Annotated in this window: 20 protein-coding genes; 18 read left to right on the top strand and 2 right to left on the bottom strand. The window is 34.9% G+C overall.

Annotation, left to right across the window (positions count from 1 at the left end; translation table 11 throughout):
* Window positions 1-19 precede the first annotated feature (19 nt).
* Entirely contained in the window at window positions 20-853 is an 834-nt protein-coding gene (locus JM84_RS02365) for a class I SAM-dependent methyltransferase (protein ID WP_013750667.1), read from the top strand.
* A 595-nt stretch (window positions 854-1,448) separates the two neighbouring features.
* Window positions 1,449-1,967, top strand: a complete 519-nt coding sequence (locus JM84_RS02360; RefSeq protein WP_144782565.1) for an OmpH family outer membrane protein — start codon at window positions 1,449-1,451, stop codon at window positions 1,965-1,967.
* A 337-nt stretch (window positions 1,968-2,304) separates the two neighbouring features.
* Here JM84_RS02360 and JM84_RS02355 read toward each other — a convergent pair whose 3' ends face one another.
* Complete coding sequence (locus JM84_RS02355; protein ID WP_186439097.1) at window positions 2,305-3,453, bottom strand: ATP-binding protein; 1,149 nt, start codon at window positions 3,451-3,453, stop codon at window positions 2,305-2,307.
* A 74-nt stretch (window positions 3,454-3,527) separates the two neighbouring features.
* Between JM84_RS02355 and JM84_RS02350 the strand changes: the two genes are divergently transcribed.
* From JM84_RS02350 to JM84_RS02335, 4 genes are all read left to right on the top strand, one after another.
* Window positions 3,528-4,715 carry a phosphoglycerate kinase gene (locus tag JM84_RS02350; RefSeq protein WP_144782561.1) on the top strand — a complete coding sequence of 396 codons (1,188 nt, stop codon included), beginning with the start codon at window positions 3,528-3,530 and terminating at the stop codon, window positions 4,713-4,715.
* Between the two features lie 139 nt (window positions 4,716-4,854).
* Window positions 4,855-6,477 (top strand): lytic transglycosylase domain-containing protein, encoded by a 1,623-nt coding sequence (locus tag JM84_RS02345; protein WP_144782559.1) that lies wholly within the window; start codon window positions 4,855-4,857, stop codon window positions 6,475-6,477.
* A gap of 7 nt (window positions 6,478-6,484) precedes the next feature.
* Window positions 6,485-6,982: a hypothetical protein gene (locus JM84_RS02340; protein ID WP_144782557.1), complete on the top strand. Its 498-nt coding sequence runs from the start codon at window positions 6,485-6,487 to the stop codon at window positions 6,980-6,982.
* Between the two features lie 17 nt (window positions 6,983-6,999).
* On the top strand, window positions 7,000-7,971 hold the full coding sequence (locus tag JM84_RS02335; protein ID WP_013750674.1) for a DUF4837 family protein: 972 nt from the start codon (window positions 7,000-7,002) through the stop codon (window positions 7,969-7,971).
* A gap of 170 nt (window positions 7,972-8,141) precedes the next feature.
* Here the strand turns inward: JM84_RS02335 and tatA are convergent, their stop codons facing one another.
* Window positions 8,142-8,330, bottom strand: a complete 189-nt coding sequence (gene tatA, locus JM84_RS02330; RefSeq protein WP_013750675.1) for a twin-arginine translocase TatA/TatE family subunit — start codon at window positions 8,328-8,330, stop codon at window positions 8,142-8,144.
* A 163-nt stretch (window positions 8,331-8,493) separates the two neighbouring features.
* Between tatA and JM84_RS02325 the strand changes: the two genes are divergently transcribed.
* From JM84_RS02325 to JM84_RS02270, 12 genes are all read left to right on the top strand, one after another.
* Complete coding sequence (locus JM84_RS02325) at window positions 8,494-9,360, top strand: M23 family metallopeptidase (protein WP_144782555.1); 867 nt, start codon at window positions 8,494-8,496, stop codon at window positions 9,358-9,360.
* Window positions 9,360-10,850 carry a GH3 auxin-responsive promoter family protein gene (locus JM84_RS02320; RefSeq protein ID WP_144782553.1) on the top strand — a complete coding sequence of 497 codons (1,491 nt, stop codon included), beginning with the start codon at window positions 9,360-9,362 and terminating at the stop codon, window positions 10,848-10,850. Before JM84_RS02325 ends, JM84_RS02320 begins: the two co-directional genes overlap by 1 nt.
* 68 nt (window positions 10,851-10,918) lie before the next feature.
* Window positions 10,919-12,613 (top strand): DUF6909 family protein, encoded by a 1,695-nt coding sequence (locus tag JM84_RS02315; RefSeq protein ID WP_013750678.1) that lies wholly within the window; start codon window positions 10,919-10,921, stop codon window positions 12,611-12,613.
* A 35-nt stretch (window positions 12,614-12,648) separates the two neighbouring features.
* Window positions 12,649-13,647: a hypothetical protein gene (locus JM84_RS02310; RefSeq protein WP_144782551.1), complete on the top strand. Its 999-nt coding sequence runs from the start codon at window positions 12,649-12,651 to the stop codon at window positions 13,645-13,647.
* Window positions 13,648-13,673: 26 nt separating this feature from the next.
* On the top strand, window positions 13,674-14,792 hold the full coding sequence (gene gmd, locus JM84_RS02305) for a GDP-mannose 4,6-dehydratase (protein ID WP_144782549.1): 1,119 nt from the start codon (window positions 13,674-13,676) through the stop codon (window positions 14,790-14,792).
* Window positions 14,793-14,799: 7 nt separating this feature from the next.
* Window positions 14,800-15,852, top strand: coding sequence for a GDP-L-fucose synthase family protein (locus JM84_RS02300; protein ID WP_186439140.1), 1,053 nt, complete (start codon window positions 14,800-14,802; stop codon window positions 15,850-15,852).
* A gap of 2 nt (window positions 15,853-15,854) precedes the next feature.
* Window positions 15,855-16,733 (top strand): FkbM family methyltransferase, encoded by an 879-nt coding sequence (locus JM84_RS02295; protein ID WP_144782546.1) that lies wholly within the window; start codon window positions 15,855-15,857, stop codon window positions 16,731-16,733.
* 21 nt (window positions 16,734-16,754) lie between these two features.
* Window positions 16,755-18,026, top strand: coding sequence for an oligosaccharide flippase family protein (locus JM84_RS02290; protein ID WP_144782544.1), 1,272 nt, complete (start codon window positions 16,755-16,757; stop codon window positions 18,024-18,026).
* Window positions 18,013-19,095 (top strand): glycosyltransferase, encoded by a 1,083-nt coding sequence (locus JM84_RS02285; RefSeq protein ID WP_144782542.1) that lies wholly within the window; start codon window positions 18,013-18,015, stop codon window positions 19,093-19,095. Before JM84_RS02290 ends, JM84_RS02285 begins: the two co-directional genes overlap by 14 nt.
* A gap of 89 nt (window positions 19,096-19,184) precedes the next feature.
* The gene (locus JM84_RS02280; RefSeq protein WP_144782540.1) at window positions 19,185-20,423 is read left to right on the top strand and encodes an O-antigen ligase family protein; all 1,239 of its coding nucleotides are present in this window, start codon (window positions 19,185-19,187) and stop codon (window positions 20,421-20,423) included.
* Between the two features lie 62 nt (window positions 20,424-20,485).
* Window positions 20,486-21,910 (top strand): O-antigen polysaccharide polymerase Wzy, encoded by a 1,425-nt coding sequence (locus JM84_RS02275; protein ID WP_186439096.1) that lies wholly within the window; start codon window positions 20,486-20,488, stop codon window positions 21,908-21,910.
* Window positions 21,911-22,026: 116 nt separating this feature from the next.
* Window positions 22,027-23,178: a glycosyltransferase family 4 protein gene (locus JM84_RS02270; protein WP_144782536.1), complete on the top strand. Its 1,152-nt coding sequence runs from the start codon at window positions 22,027-22,029 to the stop codon at window positions 23,176-23,178.
* Window positions 23,179-23,201: the final 23 nt, after the last annotated feature.

Below are 23,201 nucleotides of genomic sequence, written 5' to 3'. Positions count from 1 at the left end.
TCCACGTGAAACAAAGTTGATGAAAGAAGATTTTAAAGTAAAGGATCATTCAGTTAGTGGAGAAGAATTTACGCTAGAGTATGATGAGAAATACCATATGTATTTCACAAATCCTAAGCCGGATATTTCTAAGCTTCCTTCATATTATGAAAGTGAAGATTATATATCTCATACAGATGGAAAACGATCTTTATTTGAAATCGCATATCAAACTATAAGAGGAATCACGCTTTCGCGAAAGCAAAAACTTTTAAAAAAGTTTCATCCTGACCAAGGTTCTGTTTTAGACATAGGAGCTGGAACTGGAGATTTTTTGGAATTTCTATCTAAAAGAAAATGGAATGTAAAAGGAGTAGAGCCAAATGCTAAAGCTAAAAAGCTTGCTCAACATAAAGGACTCGATATGTATAACACTATCGATGAAGTAGGAGGGGAGTTATACGATGTGATAACTATGTGGCATGTGCTAGAACATGTTTACGATTTACAAGAGCAAATAGCATGGTTGAAAAAGCAACTAGCAAAAAATGGAATTATATTTATTGCCGTTCCTAATTTTGAATCTTATGATGCTAGTTATTATAAATCATATTGGGCAGCTTTTGATGTGCCAAGACATTTATACCATTTTTCAGAAACTGCTATAAAAAGACTTTTTGCAGAACAAGATTTACAATTAGTAAAAACACTACCTATGAAATTTGATTCCTTTTACGTGAGTCTTCTTTCAGAAAAGTATAAAAGTGGTAAAATGAATTTCTTCACTGCATTTGTAACTGGATTCAAGTCAAATCGTAAAGCAAAGCAGTCTGGAGGTTATTCATCTCATATTTATGTTCTAAAACACGCTTAAATTGCAAATAAGCGCTTTTAAGGGCTTTTGAGTACACATGCCTTAAATGGATATGGCTAAATGTTGAAACCGTTTAAAAATGGTCTTTTAAGGCTTCGTTTTTAATAAAATTTTATTATTAATTCCTTTTTTGACCATAGCTTTTTCTTATGAGAGCTTATTTCAACCAATTTTCATCTTTTTATATTTAATCTGGAATTGAGAATTTAGTTTTCAATGTTTCTGTTTAAAATGCATTTAGTTATAAAATGTTCCACGTGAAATATTTTCAATTAACAATATCAATTTTCAAATCACACAATTACTATCCCTTGTAATGTGTTTATCAAACTTCCTGGTTATTTTATTTCTGATTTCAATTTTAATGCTTTCAGTATATCGTATTTATTAATCACGAATTACTTCATTATTTTAAATTGTAGCGTTCTTTATATATCCTCTAAATGTAGATTTCAAAAGATTCAATTTTTATTGAATAACCGATGACTTTAAGTCTATCTACATTTATTTGAGAATCAAAATGGAAATAGGCATGATTTTAATTAAGTTTTGATGGATTCTACCTATTTTCGCACCAAATAATCAAAATAACACAATGAAAAAAATAGGAATGCTACTTGTTACTGCTATGATGGCTGTAGCCTGTCAAACAGAGAAAACTGGTTTTGTAGATACTGAAGAGTTACTTACAGAATATGCAGAGCTTAAAAGCGCAAAGGATCTTTTTACAAAACAAAATGACGAAATCATGGGCGAATTAGAGCTTAAGATTAAGTCTTACCAAATCAAAGAAGACTTGTTTAGAAAAAACGGACCTTCTATGTCACGTAAGAAACAAGAAGAAACTTACAACGAACTAGGAGCAGAGGCACAACAATTACAACAAGAACGCCAGGTAAGAATAGGACAACTACAAGTAGAAAGCCAGAAAGTAATAGATTCACTTATTACAAAAGTGAAGGATAAAGTAAAGGCTTACGGAAAGACAAATGGTTACTCTTATATCTATGGATCTAACGATGCTGGAAGTGTTCTTTATGGTAAAGATGAATTGAATCTTACAGAAGCAATTCTTACAGAAATGAATGGAGAATATGCTCCGAAAGAAGACTAAACACTAGTGTTTAAAATAGCTTTTAAAGCGATGAGAAATCATCGCTTTTTTTATGCCTAATTTTGATGATTTTTCTCATCAATAAATGACTAGATTCCGCCGTAAAATCTACGTGCGTTTAATCAAGTTAATCAAGCTTATTTAAATAAGATTTCACTAACCAAATGGTACTGCTTAGCGGGGTAGAAATCGCACCGGCAGATTATAGAGCCTTTAAATGTTCTCGTTTAGTAAAAGATCTGAGATTGTCTGAGTATATAGACAAAGGACACTGTTGATTGTTTGTCTAAAAATATATTTAGATAGAACTAAATATAGAGATAACTATTTGATATAATCAACTCTTACGATGTAGAAATCGAGTTAATTTTATAGAAAGGTCTGTCATGATAATCTTAGCATTTCCATTGCGTTCTATATGATACGAAGCCTCTTGAATGGCTTCTACGATAGGAAATATATTATTATTATGTACAAAAGGAGCAAATTTTGAGAGATCAAAACCGGTCTCTGTTTCCATAAAAACAAGATCATTTGCCTTGTAATTTTTAAGCAAAGCTTGACGGAAAAATTGTACACAGTAAGCAAGAAAATTTTTCTGTGTTTCACGGCCAGATTTTGCTATGATTTCGCTCCACTCCATGAGTCCTAAAACGGCCTCTTTTTTACCCTTTGCTTGGAAGGCTGTACGTACCCAAGTAACAAACCATTTTTCAAACTGAATATCGTCTCCATCATGATGCAATAAATGCATCGCTTGCTGGTAATCTCCTTGTGCTTGATGAGCTATTTTATGAGCTTCAGCATCTGGAGTTTTATGCTTAGTAATTAAAGCATCTGCAATTTGTGGTTCGCTTAATCTTGGGAAATGGAGTACTTGACATCTTGACTTTATCGTGTCTATAATGCTGTCTTCATTTTCAGAAATTAGAATAAACAATGTTTTTGCTGGTGGCTCCTCTAATAGTTTGAGGAGTTTATTTGATCCTGCAGTATTCATTTTATCAACTGCCCAAATGATCATTACTTTATAACCACCTTCATATGCTTTTAAAGCAAGAGCTTTATTAATTTCAGAAGCTTCATCTACACCTATCTGTCCTTGTTTTTTCTCAATACCTAGATGTTGGTGCCATTTAAAGAGGTCACCGTATGGGTTTTCTGTAATAAACGAGCGCCACTCTCTCATAAAATTATTAGAGACAGGATGGCTTTTTACTTCGGGAGTAGTTGCTACAGGAAAAGCAAAGTGTAAATCTGGATGCGATAAGTGCTCAAACTTTAAATTACAAGCTTGAGATCCTCCCTCATTTTCGCCTTGAGCGTTATTACATAAAATATATTGTGCATAAGCAATGGCCATGGGTAAAACCCCTGTGCCAGATAAACCTATAAAAAGTTGAGCATGAGCAATACGCCCTGCATCAACACTTGTTGTGAGATGATTTTTAATAAAATCTTGCCCGATAACGTTTGAAAACAGCATAGCGTCAAATATAAAGGAATCACTGCATTTTTTATCCTCTGTATCTATTATATTTGTTAGCAAAACCAATGAAAATGATCACAGTAGACGACTTTAATTTTGAGAATAAGAAAGCATTAATTCGCGTAGATTTTAATGTTCCCCTTGATGAAGATGGTAATGTTACTGATACTACAAGAATTGAGGCTGCAAAACCTACAATCTTAAAAGTATTAGAAGATGGAGGATCTGCTATCCTTATGTCTCATTTAGGTCGACCTAAAAACAAAGAAGAGGAGTTTTCTTTATCTCAGATTTGTAGAACTGTTTCTGAAGTCATTGGTGTAGAAGTAAACTTTGTAGAAGATTGTGTAGGTGCAAAAGCTACAGAGGCTGCATCTACTCTTGAAATGGGTAAAATATTACTATTAGAAAACCTCCGTTACTACAGCGACGAAACAGCTGGTGATGTAGACTTTGCAAAGCAGTTAAGTGAGTTAGGAGATATTTATGTAAATGATGCCTTTGGTACCGCACACCGTGCGCATGCTTCTACTACGATCATTGCTCAGTTCTTTCCTGAAGCAAAATGCTATGGTTATTTACTAGCAAAAGAAATAGAGAGTCTTGATCGCGTGCTTAATAATAGTGAGAAGCCAGTACTAGCTATTCTTGGTGGTTCTAAGGTGTCTTCAAAAATTACGGTTATTGAGAATATCCTTGATAAAGTAGATGAGATGATTATAGGTGGAGGTATGGCTTTTACTTTCATTAAAGCACAAGGAGGAACCATAGGAGACTCTATTTGTGAAGATGATAAAATGGAGCTCGCTCTTGACATTCTTAAACAAGCCAAAGAAAAAGGAGTACAGATTCACATACCAGTAGATGTTATTGCTGCAGATGATTTCTCAAATGATGCAAACACAAAGGTGTGTGATATCATGAGTATCGAAGATGGATGGCAAGGCCTTGACGCTGGACCAAAATCTCGCGAACTTTTTGACGAGGTAGCAAAGCGTGCAAAAACTATTTTATGGAATGGACCATTAGGAGTTTTTGAGATGGAAACATTTGCAGGAGGAACTATTGCACTAGGGCATAGTATTGCTGCAGCTACAAAGGACGGTGCGTTCTCACTAGTAGGAGGAGGAGATAGTGTTGCTGCTGTAAAACAATTTGGTTTTGATACAAAAGTAAGCTACGTCTCTACTGGAGGTGGTGCAATGCTTGAGATGCTAGAAGGTAAAACACTACCAGGTATAGCTGCTATACAAGAATAATTAACAACACATCAATTGATAAGGCCACCTCTTGAGGTGGTCTTATTATTTATATACCTAACAGAAGTTGTGCTGGCTAGAAGTTATATTTCCTCTCTTTAAAACCATACGATTTTCCCGTATCTTTCGTTTCTTGACTATGACTTTAATGCAACATAATTTTAAAATATCCCTAGTAGCTTCTATACTCTTGTTTTCCGCTTTCGCGAAAGCGCAAGACACCCTCTCATATGAGGCTTATAAACAGAAAGCTCCGGTTGTAAAAGAAGATAAAAAACCGGCACTCCAAAGAGATACTATCAAAGTAGTAGATACTGTCATTACCAATACAATCTCTCAAGATTTACCTCAAGTATTACTGGATACACAAGTGAGAGATTCTATAACGTTCAACTTACCAGATAATCCTCAGGCAGCACTTATAGATATGCGCTGGCGTAAGGAACTGGCAAGAATGGATTTATTTGATTCTATAAATAATATACGTGAAAGTCACACATACCAGCCTGAAGTAAATCTAGAACTTCCTACAGACACGCTTAAAAAACGCCTTGCCGAAATAAATGCGCGTACTCCATTTAACGTGGAGTATAACCCATCGCTAGAAAGTGTCATAAACCGCTACTTAAAGCGTCACAAACCTACCATGGAAAAACTCATGGCAGTGAGCCAATTTTACTTCCCTATGTTTGAGGAGCGTCTCGATAAGTATGACATCCCTCTAGAGATGAAATATCTCGCCATTGTAGAAAGTGCACTGCGACCAAGAGCAAAATCTAGAGTAGGAGCAACAGGGTTATGGCAATTTATGTTTGCAACGGGTAAAATGTTTAACCTCGAGGTAAACAGCTATGTAGATGATCGCATGGATCCTATTGCAGCAACAGAGGCTGCTTGTGCTTACCTATCACAACTCTATGATATTCATGGCGACTGGGATCTTGCACTGGCTTCTTATAACTCTGGTCCAGGAAATGTGTCTAAAGCAATAAGACGTTCTGGAGGTGCTACAAATTACTGGAATATTAGAAAGAATTTACCTAGAGAAACCGCTGGTTATGTACCTGCGTTTCTAGCCACCATGTATCTTTTTGAATATGCAGATGAGCATGGATACACACCAGAAAGAGCACCTATAAATTACTTTGCAACAGATACCATTCACATAAAGCAAAGTATCGCACTAGATCAGGTTTCTAGTATTGTAGGTATTCCTTTGGAGATTGTTCAATTCCTAAATCCTCAGTATAAATTGGATATTATTCCAGTGGTAAAGGACAAGAAATATTACGTGCGACTTCCTATCGAGAGTGTGGGTAAATTTGTACAAAATGAACAGGCTATTTACGCTTTCGCGAAAGCTGAACTAGACAAACGTGAAAAACCATTACCAGAAGTACTTACAGCAAGCTCTCAGGTTAGATACCGAGTGCGTAGCGGTGATTATCTAGGAAAGATAGCCAGCAAATACGGTGTAGGTGTAAGCCAGATTAAGAAGTGGAACAACCTACAATCAAATGCTCTTAAAATAGGTCAGCGACTAACTATCTACCCCAGAAAACCTGTTACCAATAGCAGTACAAGTAGTAGCTCAAAAACTGTTTCATTAAAGGGAAAGAAAACATATACTGTTCAAAATGGTGACTCACTCTGGAAAATTGCAAATAAGTTTCCTGGAGTAAGCATTGATAATATTAAAGTTTGGAATGATATTAGTAGCAGTAAACTGAAGCCAGGAATGAAACTACGTGTTTCTAAATAAATCAATTATGAAAAAGTTACTTCTTTCATTAAGCTTATGCTTTACAGCAGTACTTGCTGCACAAGAAGTAACCCTTAAACCGTATGATGCTGCGGCTTATACCGTAGTAAATAGTGAGGGAAATGAAAAAGGTATTATAAAAAATCCTGTATACACGTACTTGATAGATAATTATAATGCCATTTCAGACAAGGAAATTCTTCCATCTAATGGTGGCGGAGATTGCGGATTCACACAAACTTTTGAAAATGGAATCATTTACACAAAACGCAATTGTGGAGACGCGGCACTTGCCACTGGAGAAGTGCTCAGCATAGCAAACCCTAATAGAGAATCTGTGCTGTTGTGGGTAGAGTCAGTTAATAAGGTTTTTGGTGATTATGGTCAGAATCATTGGAACTTTGACCTTACAGAATACAGACCAACCGACAATTTACTAGGCGGATTTTTTACAATTAAGAGAGATATAGATTACACCACAGTCCTTGTGATGTCTGGATGTTAATCGTTAATAATAGCAATATGATAAAAAGATTATTTTTAAGTGTAGTAGTGGCATCCTTACTTTTTTCTTGTGGGGATAATGACGGTAAACCCATTTTAAGCCAGTCTGTAGGTAATATTAACAATGTTAAGGTGATTGTGACTAAGGATCAATGGCAGGGAGCTATAGGAGACGCGCTACGCGACGTCCTAGCAGATCCGGTATATGGATTACCACGTGAGGAGCCTAAGTTTTCTATAGATCAGATTCCGCCAGAGGCTTTCAGTGGTTTTCTACTTAAAAACAGAATTTATCTAAAAATAAAGCCAGCAGATAGTGCCTCTTTAACCATAGTAAAAGACCCATATGCACGCCCACAGACAGGAATAATTGTTACTGGAAGAAGCCAGACACAAATTGCAAACCTGATTATTGATAATGAGGAACGTATTGTAACTGCTTTTAAAGAACAAGAGCTTGTTGCAAACCAAAGTCGAATTAAGAAGGCATTGAAGAAAACAGATTCTTTACAAAAGGTATTTGGAGTAAAACTTAACTTTCCTAACGCATATAGATATGCAGAACAGAAACCGGATTTCTTCTGGATGCGCAAGGAACTTAAGCGCAGCGGTAACATGAACATCACGGTATATGAAGTGCCGCTAGAGGCAATAGATAAGGATACCTTAACAATAAAGAATATCATACGCATGCGTGATTCTATAGGAGGAAAGAAAATACCAGTAGATGACGGTCGCTTTATTACAGAACGAGCTTTCTCACCATACTTACAAGAAACAGAGATAGATGGAAAGCTAGCTTATGAAACTAAAGGAACATGGGAAGTAGACGGTCGTTATATGGCTGGACCTTTTGTAAACTATGCCGTAAGAGATGAAAAGAATGGGAGATATTTGATATTAGAAGGCTTTATCTTCTCACCTTCACAAGACCAGCGTGATAATATGTTTGAGCTTGAGAGTATCTTAAAAAGTGCTAGGTTGAGGTAGGGTAATTAATTTAATAGAATAGATGTGATTAAATTTTTAAAGTTTAAAAATTTCACTCTTTAGAATAGGGAGTCACTTTTAGACTGATACTCTAGCCTTAATTTTTAAAAACAAAAAAACCGCATAACTTAAAGAGCTATGCGGTTTTTCTATATTAGAAAGAGGGAGTATTACTTCTTCTCTTCTATCATATCGTCCTCTTCGTCCTTAGACGCTTTCTTAAATTCTTTGATACCGCCACCTAAGCCGCGCATCATTTCAGGGATTTTCTTACCTCCAAAAAGTAATAAAACAACTAATACAATAAGTCCTATTTGCCAAGGGCCTACCATTCCTAAAAATATTGCTAAAAAATTCATCTTCATCTGTTTTAGAAAAACAAAGATAGTAAGAAAACAGACATACGAGCGTTAAAGTGATAAAAAGGACTTAATTGGCGAGGAGTGGTTATCACAATCCAATTTTCGCGAAAGCGTAAAGACGTCAATTATCTCATATCTAAAAAGTATATTTGTATCTCAAATGGCAGAAAAAAAAGAGAAGAAAAAAAAGATTGCAAAAAAGCTACTGCACAAGTATCGCTTAGTTATTCTTAATGAAGATACTTTTGAGGAGCGTATTTCTTTTAAACTCACACGACTCAATGTGTTTATTCTAGTAGGTATATCTGCTATTATTCTTATTGCACTTACCACTTTACTTATCGCATTTACACCATTAAGGGAATATATTCCTGGTTACTCAAGCACAAAACTCAAGCGCAATGCGACGCTACTCGTTGCAAAAACAGATTCTATAGAAAATGCAATTAGAGTAAATGAGCAATACTACTCTTCTATACGTAGAGTATTGAGTGGTGATGTAGAAGAGCTAGAATTTGATAGAGATTCTATACGCGATGCCGTATTTAATGATGAAGAAATTTATGTGCTTCCTAGTAGAGAAGATAGCTTACTAAGGCAAACAGTAGAGCAGGAAGACAAGTACAATGTGTTTGATAAAGCAATTGAGGATACAGATTTCTCACTGTTTCCTCCAGTTAAAGGAACCATATCATCTGCATATAATGCTAGTCAAAAACACTTTGCAGTAGACATTGTAACTGTAAAAGATGCTCCTGTAAAAGCCGCAGCAGATGGAACTGTGATTTTTGCCGAGTGGACTGCAGAGACAGGTCATGTACTTATCATCAATCATGGTAAGAACCTTATCACCGTATATAAACACAATGCTTCTCTCAATAAGTCACAAGGAGCCTTGGTTCAAGCAGGAGAAGTTATTGCCACGGTGGGTAATACAGGTGAGTATAGTACTGGACCACACTTACATTTTGAGTTGTGGAGTAATGGGTACCCTATAAATCCGACTAATTTTATAGATTTTAACTAATGTCGATAAAGTCTTTTGGAGCAAAAATTTTTGCATCGTACATACAGCGAAGTATAAAAAAATGGGCAGATAATCCTATTGAGACTCAGAACAAGGTTTTTAAGAGTCTTATAGATGCTGCTCAGTATACAACCTTTGGTAATGATCACCGTTTTGACACAATAAAGTCACATGCAGATTTTGTAAAGCAGGTGCCTATTAGGGATTATGAAGACTTGCGCTACTATGTAGATAAAATGGTTGCTGGAGAACCAGATATACTCTGGCCAGGTAAACCTCTTTATTTTGCAAAAACTTCTGGAACTACTTCTGGAGTAAAGTACATTCCGCTTACAAAAGACAGCATGAAAACGCACCCTAACAGTGCGCGTAATGCAATTCTTTCTTACATCGCAGAGACCGGTAATACAGACTTTGTAGATGGTAAGATGATTTTTTTACAAGGAAGTCCAGAGATGACCGAAAAGAATGGCATCAAACTAGGCCGCCTTTCTGGTATTGTCGCACACTATGTGCCTAATTATCTACAGAAGAATAGGCTTCCTAGTCTTGAGACTAATTGTATAGACGACTGGGAGCAAAAAGTAGATGCTATCGTAGCCGAAACAATAGACCAAGATATGACGCTTATAGGAGGGATTCCTCCCTGGGTACAGATGTATTATGAGCGCCTTATCCAGAAGAGTGGTAAAACGGTGGGAGAACTCTTTAAAAACTATCAGTTATTTGTGTACGGAGGTGTAAATTATGAACCTTACCGTCGCAAGCTAGAAGATCTTATAGGTAGAAGCGTAGATAGCATTGAGTTATATCCAGCGAGTGAAGGGTTTTTTGCCTTTCAAGATACGCAAACAGAAAAAGGAATGCTGTTGCAGTTAGACAATGGTATCTTTTATGAGTTTGTAAAAGCAGATGAGTTTTTTAATGAAAATCCAACAAGAATAACGCTTAAGGATGTAGAACTTAATATAAATTACGTAATGATTATCTCTACCACAGCAGGACTGTGGGCATATAATATAGGAGATACCGTGATATTTACGAGTCTCAAACCATATCGTATTATGGTTTCTGGGAGAATCAAGCATTTTATTTCGGCTTTTGGAGAGCATGTCATAGGTAAGGAAGTTGAGCAAGCCATGCTTGAAGCCTCAGCCGGAACAGATATCAAAGTGACAGAGTTTACCGTAGCGCCTCAAGTTGCACCTCAAGAAGGATTACCTTATCATGAGTGGTTTATAGAATTTGAAAATGAGGGTAGTGGTGATTTGCACGCTTTCGCGAAAGCGTTAGATTCCTCACTACAAGCTCAAAACTCATACTACCTTGACTTAATCACAGGAAAGGTACTCCAGCCATTAAAAATCACGAAGGTGGTAAAAGATGGCTTTAATAATTACATGAAATCACAAGGAAAGTTAGGTGGTCAAAATAAAATTCCACGACTTTCAAACGATCGAAAGATTGCCGATGTATTGCAATCAAAATAGTATTTAATAGGTAAGCTGGCTATGAAATTACCATGGTCAAGTTCTATTAAGTACCTTTATCCCCAATTATGAGCACACAAAAAAAACAAGGCCGTACTAGAGCCCAAGAGAGCAGCAGCGCTATAGAACGCATGTATATTACAATGCGTCACCTTTTTAACAGAGGATTTTATAAACCTATGGGAGTCTCTGGTGAGACACTTAGAGAGTCACTTCTTATATTAAGACCAGAAATTTACGGTACCATTGCCGAAGAAAAAGTAGAGCTTGACGGTCTTCTTTACGTTATTGATAGACTTCCAGAAGGAATAGAGCAATGCAGATTCATAAACTTAACAAGTGATGAAGGCTATAAAAACAGCCACTTTGAACCTATTATTCCAGCAAAGCGTCGTCGCAATTGCTACCGCATAGATGAAGAACAAATGAACATCGAGATCACGCGTGGTCGTTCTGAAATTTATGATATTCTTACACACGTGACGTTCTTATTTATTGAGTCTCACAAGATCATGAAACGTGTTCTTATTAATGATGAAGGCGCTGTAATACGTGATTGGGAAAAACTAGAAAAAGCCGTTTTAAACAACGAAGAGCTAGATCAAAATAGCTGGGAGATCGCAACTACGCATACTGCAAATATCTTAGGACGCACCTTTGCCGAAGTTCGCGCAATTGCACCTCTTTTCAACACGCGTACTAACAATAGGCGCTTCTTTGAGCTTATATACTGGTTAGGTAAACTTGCCATAGCAGAGGTACTTAAAGAAGAGAAACGCACAGTTACCTTTAGTCCTGTCTTAAGAGAGCGATTAGGTCATCACATACACGGTGAGATCTGGGCAAATGATATTAAAGCGACTTTAAAGAAAAATAATCTTTTAGGTAGACCTCTTCACATTATTAGTGCAAACATGCACTCTGTTATGAATACTTTATATGCACCACTTGCACTTAAGTCTGAACTTAAGAAAAAGTCTAAACTGGAGGTATATGAAATGCTTAGTAATAGTGGCAACGGAGCTCTACGCGCCAAAGTAGAGAGAGCTGCATTGCAGAACGGTATGATATATCTACCAGATGATAGTGGTACAAATATCAATGTTCAGATTTTTGATATGTGTAAGCTACCAGTAGCTGAAAATGATTTCTGTAGCAATGATGTAAAAAAGGAGCAGCAGCCCGTTATTATCGTAATGGACTACGCTTTTGGAGAGCAAGCTTATGAAACTATGGAAGAGCTTCTCAAACCGTATGAAGAGGGAGAGGACAAAACCTACTTAGATGTAGATTCTGTATCTATTATGGGAAAAGCTGGTATCTTAGAAGGTGGAAAGGGGGATCTTATGATACCAAGTGCACACCTTTTTGAAGGAACAGCAGATAATTATCCCTTTGAGAACGAACTTACTAAAGAGGATTTTGAAGGACACGGATTAGAAGTGTTTGAAGGTGCTATGGTTTCTGTATTAGGAACATCACTACAAAATAGAGATATCCTTAAATTCTTCCATGACAGTACGTGGAGTGTGATAGGTCTAGAAATGGAAGGAGCACACTATCAAAAAGCGATACAAGCAGCCGCAAAACTACGTAAGAGTATACAAGAAGATGTAAAAGTAAGATATGCGTATTATGCTAGTGATAACCCATTAGAAACGGGTAGCACACTCGCATCTGGCGGATTAGGAACTACAGGAGTGAAACCTACCTACCTAATCACCGAAAAGATATTGCACCAACTATTTACTTCTAGTAAGTAAGATAATATAACTAATATTCAATTTTAAGTAAGCTCATGAGTGATCACTACAATCAGTCTGGAAATCAGCAAGAAATGGACCTCTCAGATATATTTACTTTGATAGGTAGACTATTCAAGAATGTGATTTATTCTTTTTTTAGAATATTTGATTTTGTTATCAAAATGTGGTGGGTTTTTTTATTACTCATCGTTGCTGGAATAGCAATAGGGTTCGTTTTGAAGGAAGAGCCATCTTATGAGGCAAACCTGTTACTTAAAACTAATTTTACGAGTCAGGCGTATGTTTATACGGCAATAGAGCAGTTTAACAATAACCTTGAAGAAAATGATGAAAATTTTATAGTATCGCTAGGTAAATTACCAGAAAGCTTTAGTATTAAAGAAGTTAGTGTAGAGCCTGTAGTTGAGGTGATAGACCTAGTAAATTATATAGGTGAAAATGATGGTGCATTAGGAGAAATGACTAGAGAGTTTAAACTCAAGGATGATCGTGAATTATTTGCAACAGATAGGTTTTTATCTAAGTTTAAATTTCACAAACTGCAAATAGTATTTGACAGTGATAAAAATTTAGAAGACATTGAATCTTTCCTATCATTTATTAACGATAATCCATATGCTAAAGAACTTAAAAAAGAAGGCCTTAAAAACCATATGGCCTATCTTGAGAGTCAAGAACAATCCATTGTTCAGATAAATGAGCTTATTAACTCTTTAAATAAGGACAACAGTATAAGTAAGCAAGAGGGTAGAGAGGGTTTCTATTTTAATAATCAAAGCGAGAACGTAGCATCACTATTTGATACTAAATCAAATCTAGTAGAAGATCTAGAAATTGAAAAAAATGACTTTATAAGCTATACTGATGTTGCTGTTATCGTAAGTGATATACAGGCATCAAAGAAATCATCTATAGCAGATAACTTGATTATTATTTATCCATTAGGATTTGTGATTATATTTTTAATACTCTCGGGGATATTAAGTATTTACAGATCATACAAGCGTGAAACGTCTGCATTAAAAGGATAGTTTCTCCCACACATTAATAAGAATTTATGAGTAATAAAGTAGCATTAATTACCGGTGTAACTGGTCAAGATGGAGCGTACTTAAGTGAGTTTTTACTAAAGAAAGGCTATGAGGTGCACGGTATTAAACGCAGATCATCTTTATTTAATACAGATAGGATAGATCATCTTTATGAAGACCCACATATCGATAATCAGCGATTTTTTCTCCACTATGGAGATCTTACAGATAGTACAAATCTGTTTAGAATTATACAAGAAGTACAGCCAGATGAGATTTATAATCTTGGCGCAATGAGTCATGTACAGGTATCCTTTGAGATGCCAGAGTATACAGCAAATGTAGACGGATTGGGTGCATTAAGAATATTAGAAGCAGTAAGAGCTTTAGGTCTTGAAAAAAAGACACGTATTTATCAAGCAAGTACATCAGAGTTATATGGAAAGGTACAAGAAGTGCCACAGTCTGAGACAACACCTTTCTATCCAAGAAGTCCTTATGCAGTAGCAAAGTTATATGCATATTGGTCTACCGTAAATCATCGTGAAGCTTACAATATGTTTGCGTGTAACGGTATTTTATTTAATCACGAGTCTCCAGTAAGAGGAGAAACTTTTGTGACTAGAAAAATTACAAGGGCTACATCAAAAATAGCATTAGGATTACAAGATAAAATGTATCTAGGAAACTTAGATGCAAAGCGTGACTGGGGTCATGCTAAAGACTACGTAAGGATGATGTGGATGATCTTGCAGGCAGAAGAGCCAGAAGATTGGGTAATCGCTACGGGAGAGACTACAACGGTTCGTGACTTTATAAAAATGGCATTTACTCATATAGGTGTTACGTTATCTTTTGAAGGAGAAGGAATTGATGAAAAAGGAATCGTTACCGCATCAGAAAGTGCAGATTATCCTGTAAAAATAGGGCAAGTAGTTGTTGAGGTAGATCCCAAATACTTTAGACCTACAGAGGTAGAGCTTTTAATAGGTGATGCTTCAAAAGCCTATAATAAGCTTGGATGGAAACCAGAATATAAACTACAAGGGCTGGTAGATGATATGATGCAAAGCGACCTAAGGTTAATGAAAAAAGATAGCTACCTGAAAGAAGGCGGATATAAAACGATGAATTATTTTGAGTAACACACCAATACCTAAAAACGCTAGAATATTTGTTGCTGGACATCGCGGTCTCGTAGGGAGCGCCATTGTAAATACACTTGAAGCAAAAGGTTATACGAATATAATAACACGTACTCATAAGGAACTTGACTTAACAAACACAGTCGCAACACAAGAGTTTTTTGAAAAAGTAAAGCCGGAATATGTTTTCCTAGCAGCTGCCAAAGTGGGAGGGATAATTGCAAATAATACCTACCGAGCAGATTTTCTGTACGTGAATCTAATGATTCAAAATAATGTGATTCATCAGAGTTATTTACACGGAGTTAAGAAGTTATTATTTTTAGGAAGTACTTGTATTTACCCTAAAAATGCACTACAACCTATGCCTGAAGAGGCGCTACTTACGGGCGCTTTAGAATATACAAATGAGCCGTATGCTATTGCAAAAATAGCAGGAATTAAACTCTGCGAGAGTTATAATCTGCAATACGGAACAGATTTCATTTCGGTGATGCCTACTAATCTATATGGATTTAATGACAACTTCGACTTAGAGAAATCTCACGTGCTACCAGCATTAATAAGAAAAATTCATCTTGCGAAATTACTCTCTGAAGGAAAGAATGATGAGGTTTGTAAGGACTTAGATGTTTCCGCTTTCGCGAAAGCGCAACCTATACTAGAAAAGTTTGGTGTTACAGCCGAAAGTGTGGAGATATGGGGAACAGGAACGCCCAGAAGAGAATTTTTATGGAGTCAAGATATGGCAGATGCTTGTGTGCATATTTTAGAAAACACAAGTTTTGATGACGTAAAAGGAAGCACACCCGAAGTAAGAAATACACACATCAACATAGGCACAGGAGAGGATATCTCTATAAAAGAGCTAGCTACCCTCATCAAAGAAACGATAGGTTTTAAAGGAAGATTAATTTTTGATAGCTCAAAACCAGACGGAACTCCGCGCAAGCTTACAGATGTTACAAAACTTAATAGCTTAGGCTGGAAACATACGGTAGCGCTTGAGGATGGAGTTAATAGATTATATAGTTGGTATTTAGATATTAAGAACCTATAAAAATGTCATTTTACAATACACTTAAATTTATAGTTACACATCCTCTTAATAAGAAAAACCCTGTAGCTGGCCTTGTACGTTTTGGTAAATGGCAGTTAAAGAGTAGGCTTCTTAACAGGCCTATTATTTGCAACTTTGCTACTAAAAGTAAGCTATTAGTCTCTAAAGGGATGACTGGAGCAACCCAAAATATATACTGTGGCCTTCAGGAATTTAATGATATGGCTTTCCTTCTTCATTTTCTGCGAGATACGGATCAATTTATCGACATAGGGGCAAACGTAGGTAGTTACAGTATACTTGCTTCATCAGAGATAGGTGCTACCACGTTTGCTGTGGAACCAGTTCCTAAAACTTTCGAAAGTTTACAAAAAAATATTGAAATAAATAATAGTCAAGATAGAACGCGATCTTTTAATATGGGTGTGGGCAGTACTAAAGGGAAGATTTTATTTACTGCTGGATTAGACACAATGAATCATGTAGCTATAGAAGGAGAAAAAAATACTATAGAGGTCCTTGTAGACACATTTGATAGTCTGTTTGAATTAAATAAAACTACTCTCGTTAAGATAGATACAGAAGGATTTGAATCTGCCGTTTTAGAAGGAATGGAGGAATCAATCTCAAATAGCAACTTGCAAGCTATAATCATTGAGTTAAATGGACTATCTAAAAGATATGGGTATGATGATAATAAAATTCATAATAAGCTCATAGAAAGCGGTTTTAAGCCATATGATTATAATCCTTTTACACGCACTTTAAATTTACGCACATCGTACGGACAATATAATACTTTGTATTTACGTGATTATAAATTTATTTTAAACAGAGTTCAAGCGGCTCCATCATTTAAGATTCATAATACTGAATTTTAAATGTAACAATCACATAAGAGTTTGAAAAACTTTCATAAAATTAAGGCGTTAATTCATTCCTCATTTGGGAAGAGAATTTCTGTAAATTACATCTCGCTTCTACTTATTCAAGTTACAAACCTAGTATTACCTATAGTTACTTTTCCTTATCTCATCTCAATATTAGGCTTGCAGAAGTTTGGGTTGATAATGTTTGCACAAGCCATTTGTTCTGTACTCTACATTTTTGTTGACTATGGGTTTAGTCTCAGTGCAACAAGACAAATAACGCTACAGAGATCTGATAAGCAAGAAATGGCAACTGTTTTTTCCACTGTCCTTCTTATAAAAATTGTAATCGCTACATGTGTATTTATATTATACGCTATTACTGTTTTTGTTGTGCCCAAATTTCAAATTGAAAAAGAAGTGTTTTTATTAAGCTACCTTATGGTCTTTGGACAAGCGTGCTTTGTAGATTGGTTTTTTCAAGGAATAGAAAAGATGAAAGTGATGGCACTCTTGAGTCTTCTAGCAAAAGGAGTTTTTACACTTCTTATATTTGTGTTTATACGTGATGTGTCAGATTATATTCAAGTTCCATTCTTTATGGGTATAGGATATATTCTAGCAGGAATGCTAAGTATTATTTTAGCTTTAAAATACGTTTCTATTGTTAAACCTAGTTTAACCTTAGTAAGAAAATTATTGAAGGAAAGCTTTAGTTTATTTGTGTCTAACCTCGCTGCTAGATTGATTAATACTATTCCCATCTTAGTGCTAGGTTTCTTTGTTAATGAGTCTACAGTAGCTATTTACACAAGTATGGAAAAGCTTATCACAACTTCAAAAGGGGTTTTTGTTTCTCTATATCAAGCGTTATTTCCATGGTTAGTTAGTCAAACACGTTTAAAGCAGAGAGAATACGTAATAAAAATGTTACCTATAGTAGGTTTACTTGCAATTATGGTTACACTACCATTCCTAATTTGTGGAGGATGGCTGTTAAACATATTGTATGATAATGTAGCTATAAATGAAAATAGTTATCTTTTCTACATACTTGCACTTAATATCATTTTCACTAGTTATTTTATGCTATTTATTGCTCATTATTTTCCTGCTGTTGGTGATTTTATGTCTCGATTAAAGACATTGGCTTTCTCAGCTGTTTGCGGGATCGTAATAGGCTTAATTTTTATCAGTCAGCTTGAAATTCTTGGAGCGGTTATTACAGCCGTCTCTATAGAGGCCATCCTCTTAATATTCTCAATATATTATTTCATTAAAACGAAACCCGTTGGAATTATCTAAAGATAAAAAGTTGATTATTATTCAAACGGCTGTCCCAGATTATAGGAAAGGTTTCTTTAAAGCCTTGAGAGATAATCTAGGGCATAATTTTGAGTTGTATAGTGGTAGTTACTATTTTGAAAAATCTATACAGTCTGACGCGACAATCCCTCATAAGAAGACTAAGAATAATTACTTTTTTAACGCTAGATTTTTAATTCAATTTCAAGTCATAAAATTAATAGCGAGTGATAACCTGTTAGTGCTTGAACTCAACCCTAGAATAATTTCGAATTGGATACTATTGATAGGTAGAAAAATTTTAGGTAAACAAACGATACTGTGGGGACACGCATGGCCACGACAAGGTAAAAATGCTAGTACTGATAGTTTAAGACATCTCATGCGTAAGCTAGCAAGGGCTATTGTGGTATATACTCATAAACAGCAATTAGAACTTCAAGAGAAAATGCCCCGTAAAATCATTCTCGCAGCACCTAATGCGCTTCTTAATACATCTCAAATGGGTGCAACTGCTGGAAGTCCTAAACATCTTATTTATGTGGGGCGTTTAACAGAAAGTAAAAAAGTACTTTTTCTTGCAAAGGTATTTAGCAAAGCATTTAATGATATTCCAAACGACGTACAGCTTTTTATTGTAGGAGATGGAGAAGAAAAGGAGGCTCTAGAATCATTTATAATAGAAAACAACTTGTCGCACAGAATACATTTGCTGGGCCATATAAATGATATAGCTCGATTGAGAGAATTATATAGCAACAGTTATTTTAGTGTTTCTCCTGGTTACGTTGGGTTGTCTGTAACTCAAAGCTTTGGTTTTGGTGTACCTATGATCGTTTCACGAGATGAAAAGCATTCCCCAGAAATTGAAGCAGTTCTAGACGGTGTAAATGCTGTTTTTTTTGATACTAATAGCGAATTAAGCTTTCGCGAAAGCTTAATAAACGTGTATAGCAATATTGATTTGTGGACATCGAAAAGAAATGAAATTTCCGCATTTTGCGCCAAAAATTATTCTGTAGAAACAATGGCTCAAGTATTTTGTAAATTGTTGAATACATATAGATAAAGAGTTTCTGTAATTATTAGCCCGTCAAGCGAGGCTTTTTTTACTAGTACTCAACAAAAAAAAGATAATCTCAAATAATTTTCAATTAAATGGATATAACAAGGAGTCAAAATAGCATCAAATTAGTAGATGGTGCTCTCTTGTTATTATTTGCTTCTATTTTATTACCCTCTAATATAAAATCGATTGCAATCGGCCTTTTTGCTGTTGTGAGTTGCACACATTTTTTTAGAAGTGGAAACACCTTTAATACTAAGTTTTTCTTTTTAAATAGTGCCGTTTTTACAGTTATGGTATTTACGTTATTCTATAGTGATAATCTTGAGTATGGAGTACAGAGACTTATCATGTTTCTATCTCTTGTAGTTTTCCCACTTTGTTTTTCTATGTACTCTCAAAGAGATATTAACTTCTTATATAGAAATAAGTATAAGTACTTGTTTTCATATATAATTACAGTGGTTCTATTTAATGTAATACCTTTTTTGTGGTTTTATATTACTCATTATAGTTTTATAGAAATGCTAGAACACTTTCCTATGACCATGAAATTAAATGTAGGAAAATATGGAATGCATGCTATATATCTATCCATGCATTGTAGTGTTGCTCTTATCTTTTCAGTGTATTTATTACAGGCCATATCAACAAAATGGAAAATAATTGGCTTAATTGTCTTAGATCTAATATTAATTTGTTTCTTACTAATTTACGCAAAGAAAGGGTCAATGATTGGTTTAACTATAGTTGCTTTTCTCTTTATACTCTTTCAACGAAAAAAGATAACTATAAGGCCTTATCTTTTTGCTTTAATAGGACTAATGGTACTCATAGTCGCAATTCCGCGCACTCGAGATAAATTTTTAGAATTTAAAAAAATTGAGGCAGTCTATGAAGGAGCTCCTACCTCCACAAATATTAGATATACTATTTATAACGTTGCTAAAGATGTTATACTAGATAGCCCTATTTTAGGTTATGGAGTAGGGGATTTTAGATCAGTTTTAACTGATAAATATCAGGAATTAGAAATATCAGTATTGCAAGAAGGAGGATATAATGCACATAATCAGTTTCTAAGTTTTTTGATTATTGGTGGTGTAGTAGCACTTCTAGCTTTCTTATCTACGCTTATAATAAACTTTATCTTTGCAGTTAGGTTTAACAACGAATTACTAATTCTATTTATCATTTTTTATGGCATTTTAATGCTTACCGACAATATTTTAGAGAAGGAGGCAGGTGTTGTATACTTTTCATTATTCTTTAATTTTCTTACTGCCAAATCGCTATTTGCAATTCCTAATCACAATGGCTTGAAAAGATAATTAGTATGGGTATAGTTGGGAATATTCAAGTTTAAAGATGTATGCTAGGTAAACTCATATTGATGTTATCTTATCTAATGATAAGTATATTTCTATTTGCAACATTCAGTGCAGATACTTCTGTATGGATATCATTTTTTTTAAGTAATCTTTTATTATTTGGAATGTTCTGGTGGCATTTGTATCAAGAGAAAGAGTTTTCTCCTTTTATTTCTGTGTTTCTTGTCTTCAGCTTTCTATTTTTTATACTTTCTCCGCTTCTCCAAATAGGAGAGTTAAACCTTACAAATGGAGTTTTTGTAACGAAATTAAAATACTCCAAAGCGGCAATTGTACACACAAATGTGCTTGTAATCATATTTAACCTGACCTTTGCTATTGCATATCTTTATTTTAAAAAGTCTCGAAAACTGAGAGTTATTCCAGTTTATGATCAGACTAAATATAAAACCCTACCGGTACTAATTAGTATAGTCACTATCGCTACGGTGCTCGTTTTTATTGCTAGCTTCGGTTTTGTTCAAGAAGAAATAAGAAGACATAGTGGGACCCCGTCATCTGCGTCGATAGGGATGCTTTTGTTGTGGAAAAAGGTGCTATTTATGATGCCATTTGCAGGAATCGTACTATGCTTTCAATATTTTGAGAAACGAAAAAAACTACCAATAAACATTATCATTGTAGTCTTACTTTTCTTAATTCTTGGAGCGTTTTTATTATGGTTTAAAAATCCTTTAACGGAAAAGCGCAACGCTTTAGGTCCCATCTACATTTGTATTATCTTCTTGATAGCACCTAGATTACTTAATAGCAATGTTAAAATGACGCTATTTATGTTCTTTTCTATGATTATAGTTTTTCCACTCTCTGCCATGCTCACGCATGTAACGGCTACGTTTAAGGAGATTTTAGATAAACCTAGAGTGTTATTGGACAGTTTTGAAGGATATGGTATAGGTCAGGTTTTTAATACATTACACTATGATGCTTTTATAAATATTACAGCCACCCTAGATTACGTAAAATATGAGGGCTTTTCATACGGAAATCAATTGTTAAGTGGCTTATTATTTTTTGTTCCTCGTAGTTTATGGGAGGCAAAACCCATAACCACTGGAAAGTTAGTAGGTGAGCACCTTATTGAATATCATGGATTCCATTACAGTAATTTATCTAATCCATTAGTATCTGAGGGTTACATTAATTTTGGCATTTTTGGAGTCATTATGATGGCTATTGTTCTTGCAATCACATGTATAAAGCTTCTTTCATGGTTTAAAAGCGACGACTATCTCAAGAAGATTTTAGCACTCTACTTTTCTATTCATTTATTATTCTTATTGAGAGGTGATTTTGCAAATGGATTTTCATATTACGTAGGCATATTTTTCGGAGTTTATATACTTACACGCTTTATACAATATATAATGGACCAGATGTTTTTAAACCAGTTATTATGGAAGGCAAAACATAAGCAACAAATATAAAGAAGCTTTATACTTTGCAAATTTATAAATTAATGTAGGCATCATTTTGAACTGTGAAAGTGATTAAATTATCTGCATTTTTGATTGTTTTCACTTCTAATATCTCTCAGTAAGAAATGCATATAGTTCAAATACATAATAGATATAAAGACATAGGCGGTGAAGACATCGTTGTAAGTCGAGAAAAATTAATACTAGAAGCAGCAGGTCATAAAGTCACTCAATATATTGTAAACAACAATAATATTAATACGCTTTCGCGAAAGTTAAAAACCGCAGTATCACTACCATATTCATTCTCTCAAAAGAAAGTAATTAAAGCATTCTTACAAGAGAATTTACCTGATGTGGTGCACGTCCATAATTTTTTACCTATAATATCACCTTCGGTTTTTTACGCTTGCAAAGAGCTTCACATACCTGTAGTAGTTACTTTACATAATTACAGAATACTATGCAGTAACGGGCTTCTTTTTAGAAATGGAAAACCTTGCGAAGATTGTATAAAGAGTAAGTGGGGCATTCCTGCTATTAAAAATGGTTGTTATCAAGAATCTAAGATTGCAACAGTATTCCCAGTACTTAGTAACGCCATGCATGGACACCTACATACATGGTCCTCTTATATTGATAAAGTGATTCTGCTTAGTGAGTTTTCTAAAAATATTTTTAAAAAATCTCACATAACTTTTAGAGAGCAACAAGTTATAATCAAGCCAAATTTTACAGAAGATAGAGGCTACCTCTACGATAAAGAGAATTATATGCTATTTGTAGGGCGTCTCTCAGATGAAAAAGGAATTGTAAACGTAATAGAAGCTTGTATTAAAGCAAATAAAAGACTCAAAATTGCGGGTTCAGGTCCCCTTCATGAAGTAGTTGAGAATTATTCTTACCTACATAATAATATAGAATTTGTAGGAAATCAAGATGGAGAAGAGTTATCGAGCTTATATAAAAATGCTCAAGCATTAATCACAGCATCTAAGATGTACGAGACTTTCGGGTTAGTTATCATAGAATCATTCTCCTTTGGCACCCCAGTGATTGCGCCATCATTTGGAAATGCTGGGCAATTAGTTAAAGATCAATACAATGGATTACATTACAAGTTAGACGATATTGATAGTCTTACAGAAGTGATTGAAAAAGTAGATCATCTAGATCAAGAAATTATGAGAAATAACGCCCGTGAAACATTTCTGAAAAACTATACACCTCAACAGAACGTATCAAAATTGCTAGATGTGTATAAATCCGTTTTGTGATTATGAGATTCAATTAAACTATT

Origin of the sequence: Dokdonia sp. Hel_I_63 (assembly GCF_007827285.1) — a bacterium.
In the GTDB taxonomy this organism is placed as follows: Bacteria; Bacteroidota; Bacteroidia; order Flavobacteriales; family Flavobacteriaceae; genus Dokdonia.
The sequence above is the reverse complement of the archived record's forward strand: the minus strand, read 5'-3'. Positions and strand labels throughout refer to the sequence as shown.

Bases quoted from the DNA above. Each gene is read 5' to 3' on its own strand.
- JM84_RS02365 (WP_013750667.1), top strand. From the start codon at position 20: ATGAAAGAAGATTTTAAAGTAAAGGATCATTCAGTTAGTGGAGAAGAA.
- JM84_RS02360 (WP_144782565.1), top strand. From the start codon at position 1,449: ATGAAAAAAATAGGAATGCTACTTGTTACTGCTATGATGGCTGTAGCC.
- JM84_RS02355 (WP_186439097.1), bottom strand. From the start codon at position 3,453: ATGCTGTTTTCAAACGTTATCGGGCAAGATTTTATTAAAAATCATCTC.
- JM84_RS02350 (WP_144782561.1), top strand. From the start codon at position 3,528: ATGATCACAGTAGACGACTTTAATTTTGAGAATAAGAAAGCATTAATT.
- JM84_RS02345 (WP_144782559.1), top strand. From the start codon at position 4,855: ATGACTTTAATGCAACATAATTTTAAAATATCCCTAGTAGCTTCTATA.
- JM84_RS02340 (WP_144782557.1), top strand. From the start codon at position 6,485: ATGAAAAAGTTACTTCTTTCATTAAGCTTATGCTTTACAGCAGTACTT.
- JM84_RS02335 (WP_013750674.1), top strand. From the start codon at position 7,000: ATGATAAAAAGATTATTTTTAAGTGTAGTAGTGGCATCCTTACTTTTT.
- tatA (WP_013750675.1), bottom strand. From the start codon at position 8,330: ATGAATTTTTTAGCAATATTTTTAGGAATGGTAGGCCCTTGGCAAATA.
- JM84_RS02325 (WP_144782555.1), top strand. From the start codon at position 8,494: ATGGCAGAAAAAAAAGAGAAGAAAAAAAAGATTGCAAAAAAGCTACTG.
- JM84_RS02320 (WP_144782553.1), top strand. From the start codon at position 9,360: ATGTCGATAAAGTCTTTTGGAGCAAAAATTTTTGCATCGTACATACAG.
- JM84_RS02315 (WP_013750678.1), top strand. From the start codon at position 10,919: ATGAGCACACAAAAAAAACAAGGCCGTACTAGAGCCCAAGAGAGCAGC.
- JM84_RS02310 (WP_144782551.1), top strand. From the start codon at position 12,649: ATGAGTGATCACTACAATCAGTCTGGAAATCAGCAAGAAATGGACCTC.
- gmd (WP_144782549.1), top strand. From the start codon at position 13,674: ATGAGTAATAAAGTAGCATTAATTACCGGTGTAACTGGTCAAGATGGA.
- JM84_RS02295 (WP_144782546.1), top strand. From the start codon at position 15,855: ATGTCATTTTACAATACACTTAAATTTATAGTTACACATCCTCTTAAT.
- JM84_RS02280 (WP_144782540.1), top strand. From the start codon at position 19,185: ATGGATATAACAAGGAGTCAAAATAGCATCAAATTAGTAGATGGTGCT.
- JM84_RS02275 (WP_186439096.1), top strand. From the start codon at position 20,486: ATGTTATCTTATCTAATGATAAGTATATTTCTATTTGCAACATTCAGT.
- JM84_RS02270 (WP_144782536.1), top strand. From the start codon at position 22,027: ATGCATATAGTTCAAATACATAATAGATATAAAGACATAGGCGGTGAA.